This is a genomic window from Rhodococcus sp. YH3-3, assembly GCF_001653035.1.
GTDB lineage: Bacteria > Actinomycetota > Actinomycetes > Mycobacteriales > Mycobacteriaceae > Rhodococcus_F > Rhodococcus_F qingshengii.
In genome coordinates this window covers 1,901,099-1,912,909 of the sequence record NZ_BCWH01000001.1, presented here as the reverse complement: position 1 = coordinate 1,912,909, position 11,811 = coordinate 1,901,099, and the positions used below count along the sequence as shown (strand labels likewise).

General features: G+C 61.9%; 13 protein-coding genes. 8 read left to right on the top strand and 5 right to left on the bottom strand.

The genetic code is table 11. From position 1 onward, the window contains the following. Positions 1–3: 3 nt before the first annotated feature. Complete coding sequence (locus YH3_RS08950) at positions 4–234, top strand: hypothetical protein (protein ID WP_042924212.1); 231 nt, start codon at positions 4–6, stop codon at positions 232–234. Between the two features lie 45 nt (positions 235–279). Continuing rightward, positions 280–750 carry a 5'-3'-deoxyribonucleotidase gene (locus YH3_RS08945; protein WP_042924209.1) on the top strand — a complete coding sequence of 157 codons (471 nt, stop codon included), beginning with the start codon at positions 280–282 and terminating at the stop codon, positions 748–750. 52 nt (positions 751–802) lie between these two features. Here the strand turns inward: YH3_RS08945 and YH3_RS08940 are convergent, their stop codons facing one another. Continuing rightward, entirely contained in the window at positions 803–2,092 is a 1,290-nt protein-coding gene (locus YH3_RS08940; protein ID WP_003944351.1) for an adenylosuccinate synthase, read from the bottom strand. A gap of 283 nt (positions 2,093–2,375) precedes the next feature. On the opposite strand from YH3_RS08940, the gene YH3_RS08935 reads away from it, so the two are divergent. From YH3_RS08935 to YH3_RS08925, 3 genes are all read left to right on the top strand, one after another. Next, positions 2,376–3,050 (top strand): hypothetical protein, encoded by a 675-nt coding sequence (locus YH3_RS08935; RefSeq protein WP_080961056.1) that lies wholly within the window; start codon positions 2,376–2,378, stop codon positions 3,048–3,050. Beyond that, positions 3,047–3,817 (top strand): site-2 protease family protein, encoded by a 771-nt coding sequence (locus YH3_RS08930; RefSeq protein WP_003944319.1) that lies wholly within the window; start codon positions 3,047–3,049, stop codon positions 3,815–3,817. The genes YH3_RS08935 and YH3_RS08930 overlap by 4 nt, the downstream gene beginning before the upstream one ends. Positions 3,818–3,887: 70 nt before the next feature. After that, positions 3,888–4,376: a GNAT family N-acetyltransferase gene (locus YH3_RS08925; RefSeq protein WP_007726792.1), complete on the top strand. Its 489-nt coding sequence runs from the start codon at positions 3,888–3,890 to the stop codon at positions 4,374–4,376. A 100-nt stretch (positions 4,377–4,476) separates the two neighbouring features. Here YH3_RS08925 and YH3_RS08920 read toward each other — a convergent pair whose 3' ends face one another. Both YH3_RS08920 and YH3_RS08915 read right to left on the bottom strand, forming a co-directional pair. Continuing rightward, entirely contained in the window at positions 4,477–5,715 is a 1,239-nt protein-coding gene (locus tag YH3_RS08920) for an HNH endonuclease signature motif containing protein (RefSeq protein ID WP_064443274.1), read from the bottom strand. A 91-nt stretch (positions 5,716–5,806) separates the two neighbouring features. Next, positions 5,807–6,304: a helix-turn-helix domain-containing protein gene (locus YH3_RS08915; protein WP_003944415.1), complete on the bottom strand. Its 498-nt coding sequence runs from the start codon at positions 6,302–6,304 to the stop codon at positions 5,807–5,809. 58 nt (positions 6,305–6,362) lie between these two features. On the opposite strand from YH3_RS08915, the gene YH3_RS08910 reads away from it, so the two are divergent. Together YH3_RS08910 and YH3_RS08905 are read left to right on the top strand one after the other, a co-directional pair. After that, positions 6,363–7,778 (top strand): MFS transporter, encoded by a 1,416-nt coding sequence (locus YH3_RS08910; protein ID WP_064443273.1) that lies wholly within the window; start codon positions 6,363–6,365, stop codon positions 7,776–7,778. Next, positions 7,775–8,944 carry a thiolase family protein gene (locus YH3_RS08905; protein ID WP_042452159.1) on the top strand — a complete coding sequence of 390 codons (1,170 nt, stop codon included), beginning with the start codon at positions 7,775–7,777 and terminating at the stop codon, positions 8,942–8,944. Before YH3_RS08910 ends, YH3_RS08905 begins: the two co-directional genes overlap by 4 nt. A gap of 28 nt (positions 8,945–8,972) precedes the next feature. Here the strand turns inward: YH3_RS08905 and YH3_RS08900 are convergent, their stop codons facing one another. Continuing rightward, entirely contained in the window at positions 8,973–9,629 is a 657-nt protein-coding gene (locus YH3_RS08900; RefSeq protein ID WP_042452162.1) for a class I SAM-dependent methyltransferase, read from the bottom strand. 240 nt (positions 9,630–9,869) lie between these two features. Here YH3_RS08900 and YH3_RS08895 point away from each other — a divergent pair, with 240 nt between their 5' ends. Further along, the gene (locus YH3_RS08895) at positions 9,870–10,811 is read left to right on the top strand and encodes a DUF808 domain-containing protein (RefSeq protein WP_007726787.1); all 942 of its coding nucleotides are present in this window, start codon (positions 9,870–9,872) and stop codon (positions 10,809–10,811) included. On the opposite strand, the gene YH3_RS08890 is transcribed toward YH3_RS08895, so the two are convergent. Then, complete coding sequence (locus YH3_RS08890) at positions 10,808–11,761, bottom strand: YafY family protein (protein WP_064443272.1); 954 nt, start codon at positions 11,759–11,761, stop codon at positions 10,808–10,810. The two genes, YH3_RS08895 and YH3_RS08890, sit on opposite strands and share 4 nt — an antisense overlap. Positions 11,762–11,811 lie beyond the last annotated feature (50 nt).

Here is an 11,811-nt window from a genome sequence, read left to right as displayed (position 1 = left end):
TCCATGACTACCTTCGCAACCCTGATCGGCATCGGACTCTTCGTGGCACTCGTCTACTTCTTCGCGCCCGCCGAAGGTGAAGGTACATACATTCGTTTGGAGCAGTTTCGCCTGGCAGCACCCCTCGGCGGCATCTTCCACGACAAGACTTCAGACCGCGAGAACGACGCTGTCAGACCCCCGTGCGATTGTGATCAGGGGGAAGAATTCACTGATCTCAGTCCAGTTGGGTAAAACTGGACTCTTTTCGCACTCAGAAAGTCTCCAGAGAGGGTTCCCATGCCGGCTTCCAAAAAGATTCTCTATATCGATCTCGACAACACCTTGGTCAACTTCCAGTCGGGCATCGATCGCCTGACCCACAGCGTCCGAGAGAAGTACCAGAACGACCTCGACGAAGCGCCGCACATCTTCTCTCGCATGGATCCTCTCGACGGCGCTATCGACGCCTACCACCAACTGGCACAGCAGTTCGACACCTACATCCTCTCGACAGCGCCGTGGAAGAACGCCACAGCCTGGCACGACAAGGTTCTGTGGGTCCAAGAGCACCTCGGAATGGAGGAAGGCAGCGTCGCATACAAACGTCTGATCCTCTCGCACCACAAACACCTCAATCGTGGCGACTACCTCGTCGACGACCGCGGAGCAAACGGAGCAGATCGATTCGAGGGCGAGTGGATCAAGTTCGGCAGCACCAAGTTTCCCGACTGGAAGACCGTCACCGCACACTTGTCGAAGCTGGCTTGAAACACGAAATCCCCGCTCATGCTTGCATGAGCGGGGATTTCGAGGGAACAAACTAGCGGACGATCTCGCGCCGGACGATCGTTTCGTCGCGGCCGGGGCCGACACCGATGCAGGAGATGAACGCACCCGAAAGCTCTTCGAGCCTAAGCACGTAGTTCTGCGCATTCTGCGGCAGTTCCTCGAAGGTGCGAGCCTCCGAGATGTCTTCCCACCAGCCGGGCATCTCTTCGTAGATGGGCTTGGCGTGGTGAATGTCGCTCTGTGACATCGGCATTTCGTCGTGGCGGACACCGTCCACCTCGTACGCGACACAGATCGGCACGGTGTCGAGGCTGCTCAGCACGTCCAGCTTGGTGAGGAAGTAGTCGGTGATGCCGTTGACGCGCGTCGCGTAACGCGCGATGACAGCGTCGAACCATCCCGTACGACGAGCGCGTCCGGTGGTGACACCGACCTCGCCGCCCTGCTTCGCCAGGTATGCGCCGTGATCGTCGAACAGCTCCGTCGGGAACGGACCGGAACCGACACGCGTCGTGTACGCCTTCAGGATGCCGAGCACTGTGGTGATCTTGGTGGGACCGATTCCCGAACCGACCGCCGCACCACCCGAAGTGGGGTTGGACGAGGTCACGTACGGGTACGTGCCGTGGTCGACGTCCAGCAGAGTGCCCTGCGAACCTTCGAGCAGAACGGTCTCGCCGCGCTCGAGGGCGAGGTTGAGTTCCAGGCGCGTGTCCGAGATGCGGTGCTTGAAACCCTCGGCCTGCGTCAGTACCTCTTCGACGACCTGCTGCGGGTCGAGTGCCTTGCGGTTGTAGATCTTGACCAGCACCTGGTTCTTGAATTCGAGTGCTGCTTCGACCTTCTGGGTCAGGATCTTCTCGTCAAGGACGTCCGCGGCACGGACACCGACACGGGCGATCTTGTCCTGGTAGCACGGGCCGATACCGCGGCCGGTCGTGCCGATCTTCTTCGCTCCCAGGAAGCGTTCGGTGACCTTGTCGATGGCCACGTGGTACGGCATGATCAGGTGCGCATCAGCAGAAAGCAGCAGGCGGGACGTGTCCACGCCGCGCTCTTCCAGGCCTGCCAATTCGGTCAACAACACACCCGGGTCGACGACGACACCGTTACCGATGACGTTGTTGACGGCGGGGGTGAGGATTCCGGACGGGATGAGGTGCAGTGCGAACTTGTCACCGTTCGGCAGAACCACGGTGTGTCCGGCGTTGTTACCGCCCTGGTATCGCACGACCCACTGAAGCTGCTCGCCCAGTAGATCTGTAGCTTTGCCCTTACCTTCGTCGCCCCACTGGGCGCCGATCAGGACGATTGCCGGCATGACGTTGTCTCCTACGGTCGACGTGCAGCAGTTGTCCCGCCGCATTGGTACTGCCTGGCTTCCGCGCACATGATGCAGCGCCGAACTGTTGCAGTGACCGAAGGAGCAGTCTAGCCCAGAGCACCAGACCAGACCTGACGGTCCAGAATTTGGCCGGTGACCATCACGATTGCGAGTCGACACAGAGACTCGCACTAAGATCGTCGGCAGTGATTCGGACGGCCATTTCGGGGAAGGGTGGCGAGGTCCCACTACCCGAGAAGAAGTCTTGATCGAGCTAGGAGTGGCTTTGACCCCTGTGGTGCTCAAATGTGGCGATTCGCCGGTTCCACTCCCCCTGGGTGAACTCACGTCGTTCACTGTCCCCGAGCTTCCGGAGAAACAAGACTTCGACGAGGCACTGTCCCAACTGCAGGTCGTGACGGAGCCGCGCTTGATCGTCGTGGGCAACGACGGCGCGTTTGCCGCGGCATTGACGCGGTTGATGCGATTGGAGCGACTCAACGTCGAACTCGCCTACGTCACCGAGAACAGGTCCGACGCAACCGATGCGTACAAACTCGCGACCGGTGCACGAGCTGCGCGCACGGCCTTGAAAGGCACAGTTCACACCGTGCCGCTCATTCGCGACGACGCTGGAATCGCGCTGGTAGGCGCAGCAACTGTCACGGGTCCGGCGGATGCAGACGAACTGATCGGCGAGGCCTACGTCGACGACAACAAGCTGTTCTCCGGCACAGTCCCCGGCATCCGGATAGTGCCGAGCCCCAAGCTCCCCGGGATCAAGGCATCAGTCGACCGCAAGAGCCGCTGGAGCGGGCGACGCTGGCTGGAAGGCCGAGCCATTCAACTGGGCTCGCCGGCAGCGCGACTGGTTCGCGACGGGGTGGCCAACCCACGCGATCTGAAGCGTTCGACCTTCTACCGGCACGACAAGACTTGGTTGTTGGTCAGGTGAGAACCGGAGCAGCACGGTCGGCGGTTCGGCCGAGCCCTGTCTTCCTCGGCGTAGTTGCGATCACTGTCATCGCCGGAATCGTCGCTTGGAACTCGACGTGGGGTTCCATCGCGGGCCGCGCGGGTGTTTTTGTCCTCGTGGTTGCCGGCTGGGTGGTCACGCTCTGCTTGCACGAATTCGCGCATGCCTATCTGGCGTGGCGTCATGGAGACACCGACGTCGAGGCTCGTGGCTACCTGACGCTCAACCCGCTCAAGTACAGCCATCCGATGCTCTCGATCGGTCTGCCGGTGCTGTTCATCGCATTGGGCGGCATCGGGCTTCCCGGCGGCGCCGTGTACCTGCGCACCGGGATGTTCCCGCCCAAGGTGCAGGCCCGAATATCGCTCGCCGGTCCGTTCACGAATGCCGTCGCCGCCGTGATCCTCCTCGTCGTCATACGTACGTACGGCTCATCGGCCGAGCATCTGACGTTCTGGGCCGGCCTCAGTTTCCTGGCTTTCTTGCAGGTCATGGCAACAGTTTTGAACCTGCTCCCAGTCCCGGGTCTGGACGGTTACAACGCGCTGGAGCCCTACCTCGCACCCAATACACGGCACCAACTCGACCAGTTCAAGCCGTACGGACTGCTCCTGCTGGTTGCGCTCCTGTTCGTCCCACAGATCAATGTCGTCTTCTTCGACGCGATCTACTGGATCTTCGAATTGAGCGGTGTGTCCGACTACTACGCCATGCTCGGTAACGCCCTCATGCGTTTTTGGACGTGATCGAGTGCGCTGGAGGAGACTCGTGAGAGTCTGACATTTCAGACATTCATTCTTCTTCAGGGGAGCATCGATGATTGCGACGTCATTTCAGTCCGGCGGAGTGGAGTACACCCTCACGCGGGCCGAGATTCGACACGTGGAGGCACTGATCGACTTGCTCGCCGACGACCCGATCGGCAGCACCCGGGAGACGACCAACCCCGAAGCCCGAACGATCTACGAGGACGCGTTCAAGCGAATCGACGAGGATCCGGCTCAACTTCTCGTCACCGTTCTGGTCGGCGACGCGGTAATCGGCACAATGCAATTGACCTTCATTCCGGGTATGAGCCGGATGGGTGCCACGCGACTGCAGATCGAAGCTGTTCGCGTCCACGAGGACTACCGAAGTAAAGGCATCGGCAGTTCGATGATCCGATGGGCCTGCGAAGAAGGTGCCCGGCGCGGCGCGTTTCTGGCGCAGCTCACCTCGGATCAAACTCGCAAGGAAGCTCACGACTTCTACGAGCGACTCGGATTTGTGGCCTCCCATGTCGGGTTCAAGAAGTCACTGAGCTGACGCCCTGCCACAAAACTCCCAAACTCGGGGACTCCCAAACGCGAGCTCGAGCACCGGGGCATGGTTGTGCCCCGGTGCTCACGTCTTCAGTTGTCGCGATTCACGCCGCGGTGGGCGGGCTGTTCCCGCCGATGGGCCGCTGGAACGGATCAATCGACATCGGTGGATAGAACACTGTTTTTCGGTCGGGGCCGATCTCGACCCGCCATTCGGTGTGGTGCAGCGTTCGATGATGATGACCGCACAACAAGATCAGATTGTCGAGATCTGTTGGGCCACCATCGTTCCAGTGAACAATATGATGGGCATCGCACCACCCCGACGGTGTCCCGCACCCCGGAAACGCGCACCCACCATCACGAACCGCCAACGCCCGCCGCTGCGGAACCGTCGCCGTTCTCGCTTCCTTGCCGCAGTCGAGCGGAACACCATTCTCGTCCAACAAAATCCGCGTCACGGTGCAGTCGCACGCCAACATCCGCGCGGTATCGATACTGATGGGGCCCACCCAATCCGCCCACGCGAAACCCAGTTCCTCGGTGGACGGCAACAGGTCTTTCAGAACTTTAAGGTCCGTCATATCTTTTGCCGACGCGGTCACCGTGATGTGCGGTTTCACTCCGCCCTCGATCGGACCCAACCCCGCCCGCTCGTACCGCTGCAGTAAATCGCAGAACCCATCCGCACGCCGTAATGCAGGCGTGCGTGTGTCCTTCACGCCGTCTTTTTCCGGTGTCGGCGCAGACAGGCTCGACAACAACGTGATCAACCGGGCCCCGTTCACAGCATCCAGATCACCCTTCACGGTCACCCGCCCGTACAAGCCTTTCGAGGCGTAGAACTCGTTGCGCTCCGAATCCTCACCCACCGGGACGCCGTCCTCACGCCTGCCGTACTGGTTCTCGATCCGCCGGATCGCCCCTCGCACCGCATCACAATCCGCAATGTTCTTCGACGCCAGGCCAAGCAGGATCCCGCGAGCCGTCTCCACGTCCGCCGGCGTCATGTTCTTCGGCGGATGCTGACAGAACGACGCCACCTGCCACGCCTTCAACGCATCCACGTCACCACGGTGAAACGCATCGCCGACAACAGGTTCGAGCATCAACAACCGCGCCAACCCGACCAGCAGACTGCACTCACCGATCTCCAGATTCGTCGAACCATGCAACCACTGTGCGATCGCCCGAAACCCCTCCCCGCCGAGAACCTCACGGGAAAACATCTCCACGATCAGCAACACCATCCGCGACTGCAACTCGTGTCGGGAGCGCACCAGATCCAGAACCTCACCCTTGAGGTCCTCGCTATCCAGTTGCCATGCTTCCCGACTGTCCATGCTCAAAGTTAATCGAACATACTTTCGATAACCAGAGACAAACCGGACAACTTCAAGAAGACCTACACTCGAGAGCTGTTGAGATGCATCGCTATTCGCGCAACCGCCGACGCGATTCGTTGACAGAGACTCGCAACTCCCCCAAAGGCACTTCACGACCCGACTCACTGCGCACCTCGACGCGAACGCGCTCACCAGTAGCGTCGTCGGCCACCTCCAACGGTCCACCTTTTCCGCCGTGCAGATACTTGTCGCCCCACTGCATCAGCGCGAGAACCGCCGGCAGCAGGTCACGGCCCTTCTCGGTGAGCACATACTCGTGCCGCGTCCGCTTTCCAGGCTCCTTGTACGGCACACGCTCGAACAGTCCCGCCTCAGTGAGTTCTTTCAGCCTCGCCGACGCAACCGCCTCGGTGATGCCGACTCGCGACGCGAAGTCGTCGAAACGCGTTGTGCCGTAATAGGCCTCTCGCAGAATGAGCATCGCGGATCGAGTGCCGACCACTTCCATGGCCCGCCCGATCGAACAGTGCGTGGCCCGCCAGGCGTCGCGATCTTCGAGCACTCCGGTCAGTCGTACAGCGTCCATGCAATTCACCATACCCCCTGGCTTGCCATAACCATAGCCAGAGTCTAGATTGCTGACTATGGAACTTCATAGCCAGCCGGTGCGGACCGGACCCCTGCTCGCGATACTGTCGGGGGCGCCGTTTGTCGCCAGCCTCGATCTTTTTGTGGTCAACGTGGCCTTCGGCGACATCGCCAAGAGCTACCCAGGTCACTCGCTGGGCGAGTTCAGTTGGATCCTCAACAGCTACGCGATCGTCTACGCCGCACTGTTGATACCCCTCGGACGCTGGGCGGACAGGATCGGGCACAAGCGCGCCTTCATCGCCGGCCTCGCACTGTTCACCCTCGCCAGCGCCGCCTGTGCCTTCAGCCCGTCCTTGTGGGCACTGGTGGCCTTCCGTATCGTCCAGGCAGTCGGCGCCGCTGCGCTCACCCCGGCCAGCCTCGGGCTTCTGATCAATGCGCTTCCCGCCGCGAAACGTCAATCCGGCGTTCGCATCTGGGCAGCCGCCGGCGCTGCAGCAGCTGCATTCGGCCCTGTCGTGGGCGGCATCCTCGTAGAGGCCTCGTGGCGCTGGGTCTTCCTGATCAATGTTCCAGTGGGCATCGTGTTGCTCTACTTCGCAGTCCGACTCGTACCGGATACAACACACAAGGACCCCGATGCCGGTATCGACTTCGTCGGCGCTGCCCTCCTCACCGTCGGAATCGGCTCTCTCGCCCTGGCACTCGTCCAGGGTCCGGACTGGGGATGGACCGACAATCGCGTTCTGATCGCCTTCGCCGTGGCCGCCGTGACACTACTCTCGTTCTGGTGGAGCAACTCTCGTCACCGGACTCCGTTGATTGCTCCGGATCTTCTGAAGATCCGCTCGTTTGCCTGGTCCAACGTCACCGCCATCCTGTTCAGCGCAGCATTCGCCGCGGGTCTTCTCTCGAACATCCTGTGGCTCCAGGAAGCCTGGGGATACTCGGCTCTGCGAACCGGTTTCGCCGTCTCACCGGGTCCACTTCTCGTTCCGCTGTTCGCCATCGCCGGCGGATCGCTGACGCGCAGGTACTCGGCGGGACGCGTCGCCGCACTCGGCAGCCTTCTGTGGGCAGTCGGAACCGTACTCGTTCTCGTCTCGGTTGATACGACGCCCAACTACGCGGCCGGACTCCTACCAGGCTGGATCATCGCCGGGATCGGTGTCGGTCTTGCCCTGCCGACCATTCTGTCGCAGGCCACGGCGGATCTGGCACCTGCCAGATCGGCCACCGGTAGCGCAATCGTCAGCATGAGCCGACAGATCGGAACCGTTCTCGGCGTGAGCGTTCTGATCGCGGTTCTCGGCTCTGCTGTCGACTACGACACCTTCCGCCAGGCCTGGTGGGTGATCTTTGCCGTCGCGCTTGTGTCTGCCCTGGCATCACTGGGAATGACGCCTGCGACCACACCCACCCCGGTTGTCCCTGTTGAATCCGCCATCCCTGAAAGGAATTTGTCATGAGAGACGCAGTTATCGTCGAAGCCGTTCGCACTCCGATCGGCAAGGGAAAGGCGAACGGCGCCCTGCACGGCATCAACGCCGTCGACCTCCTCGCCCACAGCCTCAAGGCGGTAGTCGAACGCACTGGAATCGATGCAGCATTGATCGACGACGTCATCGGTGGAGCGGTAAGCCAAGTCGGTGAACAGAGCCAGAATGTCACTCGCACTGCCCTTCTCGCCGCAGGCTACCCTGAGTCGGTACCGGGAACCACCGTCGACCGACAGTGTGGAAGTAGCCAACAAGCAGTTCATTTTGCCGCTCAGGGCGTCATTGCCGGTGCGTACGACATCGTTGTCGCTGCCGGAGTCGAGTCGATGAGCCGAGTCCCTATGGGCTCGAGCAGCATCGGGCGCGAATCACTCGGCGTGGGTTTCGAAGAGCGCTATCCGGACGGTCTGGTACCGCAGGGCATCAGCGCCGAATTGATCGCCGCCAAGTGGGGACTGAGCCGCACCCAACTCGACGAGTTCTCGGCGTCGAGTCATCGGAAAGCCGCGCTGGCAACCGAGAGTGGTTACTTCACCAAGGAACTCGCCACGCTCCCGCAGCTGTCGGTCGACGAGGCCATCCGCCCCGGCACCACGGTCGAGACCCTGGCCGGCCTACGGACCGCCTTCGAATCCGACTACTACGCACAGCGATTCCCACAGATCGACTGGTCCATCACCGCGGGCAACAGCAGCCCGCTTTCGGACGGCAGTTCGGCGGTGATGATCACGACCAGTGAGATCGCCGCGAAACTCGGCCTCACCCCGAAGGCACGATTGCACAGCTTCGCAGTCGCCGGCGACGATCCGCTCTACATGCTCACCGCGGTCATCCCGGCTACGCAGAAGGTCCTGGCCCGTGCGGGATTGACGGTCTCGGACATAGATCTGTTCGAGGTCAACGAGGCCTTTGCCCCCGTCGTCCTCTCGTGGGCAGCGGACACCGGCGTCGACCTGTCCAAGGTGAACGTCCACGGCGGCGCCATCGCGCTCGGCCACCCACTGGGCGGCAGCGGAACGCGGATCATGACCACCCTGGTCAACGCGATGGAGCAGCGCGGCGCGCGCTACGGACTCCAGACCATGTGCGAGGCAGGTGGGTTGGCAAACGCGACCATCCTGGAGCGCCTGGGCTGAGCGATCCCCGATGGACGGCATTCCGACATCAGTGACCGAGTGCCGTCCATTCGGGATCCGGCTTGCGCGCAACGACCCGAAACACGATTCCGCCCCGGCCGCTGCGCTGCACCTCGTCGATCAGGAAACCGGCGTTTTCGAGGTATTCAACCGGTTCACGGGTGAGATGATCGGCACCGAACCGAACAAAAAGCGGTTCGACGACCTTCATCAACGTACGAGCAACAACGTTCTTGCTCGGTCCGTGCTCGGCGAGGACGAATCGACCACCGGGTACCAGGACTCGAAATGCTTCGTTCGCAACTCGGTCCGGATCGGGGATCGTGCAAAAGGCGTAGGTCGAGACCAACGTGTCCACGCACTCGTCGGGAACATCGAGTGCTTGCACGTCTCCGAGTCGTAGGTCGACTTCGGTCTTCACTCCTTCGGAGACCTTGAGCCTGGCCTGATCGAGCATCGCAGTCGAGATGTCCACGCCGATGACGTAATCGACGTCGTCTCCGTAGAGAGGCAGGTTCAGTCCGGTACCCACGGCGATCTCGACCACGCGGCCATGCGCCTGGTCCACGGCCCATTTCCGGGCGTCACCGAGCACAAAGCGTTCGAAGCGCCCGATCTGTCGGTCGTAGTGCGCCGCCATTGCGTCGAAAGTCTTGGCGACCTGTGCAGTGTCTGGTTCACGCATAGTGCCCCGTTTCGATCGATCTTCTGTGCAGTCTTACACGCGAGCACCGGGTCGGGAAGACCTTTCGTGACGAAGGGCAACCGACCTCGCGAGGTCGTCCCTGACGGATGCCCCCGGTATCGTTCCAGGTGACCTGACCTCACCTACGACGATCATGGATAGAGACCTCGTGCGATCAAGTAACTGCGTCACCGGTTCGGTCCGGCCACCTTTTTCCACTGATTCCACTGGAGGTCTGTGATGGCCGGCGGACTCTTCGCCCTGCTCGACGACGTCGCAGCCCTGGCTCGCATGGCTGCCGCCTCGATCGACGACGTTGCCGCCGCAACCGGTAAGGCGACCGCCAAAGCGGCCGGCGTGGTGATCGACGACGCAGCCGTCACGCCGCAGTACGTCCGTGGGCTCGCAGCCGAACGCGAGTTGCCCATCATCAAGCGCATCGCCATCGGATCGCTGCGCAACAAGCTGCTGATCATCCTTCCGATCGCTCTGCTGCTGAGTCAGTTCCTCCCCTGGCTGCTGACGCCACTGTTGATGGTCGGCGGCTGTTACCTCAGCTACGAAGCGGTTCACAAGATCTGGGGTGCAATCTTCGGCCACGGTGACCACCACGAGGCCGCTGACGAGCATCCTCGCGACGAAGAAGCAGTGGTTTCGGGCGCCGTCCGCACCGACCTGATCCTGTCCGCCGAGATCATGGTGATCGCACTCAACACCATCGCAGGCGAAGGCTTCTGGAGCCGATTGGTGATCCTTGCCGTCGTGGCGGTCGTCATCACCGTGGTCGTCTACGGCGTCGTCGGACTGATCGTGAAGATGGACGACATCGGATTGAAGATCGCCGAGACGTCGTCTGGCTTCACCCACAAGGTCGGCCGAGGCCTCGTTCGCGGCATGCCTCACGTGATGTCAGTGCTCTCGGTCGTGGGTACCGCCGCGATGCTGTGGGTCGGTGGCCACATCCTGTTGGTCGGCATCGACGAACTGGGCTTCCACCCGCTCTACGACGCCGTTCATCACGGCGAAGAAGCAGTCAGTGACATCGCTGGAGTCGGTGGCGTGCTGGCGTGGATCGTCAACACACTTGCCTCGGCAGCACTGGGCCTGGTGGTTGGCGCCGTTATCGTCGCCGCTCAACTGGGTATCACCCGCATGCTCGCAAAGCGTTCTGCGACGGCTTAGCTGTCGTGCCCGTGGCGGAGCACCATCTGCTCCGCCACGGTGCGTATCCCTTCACGCAAAGACGAGGGTTCGAGCACCTCGACGTCGGCTCCCAGCCCGATCAACTGCGAGAGCGCGACAGCTTCGCTCTCGAGTTTCAGCTCGGCACTCACCCATCCGTCGTTGTCCTCTGGCCCCACTTCGACTGCAGCGGCAAGCTCGCCCACCACATCGGGGAGCCGGCGCCTGCCCTCTGGTGACAATCGCACGCGACACTCGAAGCGAAGCAGCGAACGGTCGAACTCGGCCATCGACGCTGCCCACCACGACGGCAGGTCGAAATCCGCCGGGCGGGCGAACGAATCATCCTCTACGACGGCGTTTTTGATGCGGCCGACCCGGAACGAGAGCGTACGTCCGTTCAAACCTGCCACGAGATACCAAATTCCGGCTTTGATGACCAGACCCAGCGGTTCGACCGTCCGCTCGCGATCGCGATAGACGAAGCGCAGTCGACGCGAGTCCAGCACAGCGGATGTGACGATCGGAAGCGCAGAGATGTCGTCGACGCCGCCGAACCAACCCGGAACGTCCACGAGAATGCGGTCCTGCCACAACCGTGCGCTCTCGCGCAGCGGACCGGGCAGGGAGCGGAGCAGTTTGGCCCCCGCCGAACCGACGGCGTCTGATCGTCCGAGATCTGCAGCGATGGACGGCACACCCAACAGCATGAGTGCGGACGTCTCGTCGTCCGTCATGCCGGACAACTTGGACTGCCATCCGTCGAGCAGACGGATGCCACCACCGGGGCCGCTCTCGGTCCAGATCGGCACACCGGCAGCCGACAACGAGGCCACGTCGCGGTAGATCGTCCGCACTGACACACCGAACTCGTCGGCCAACTGCTCGGCGACGACGCCGCGACTCCCCTGCAAACGCAGCATGAGTTGGAGCAACCGCGCGGATCTCATGGACCGAACATTACCGAGAATTACTGACAGAAGTTGTCAGGAATAGGGGT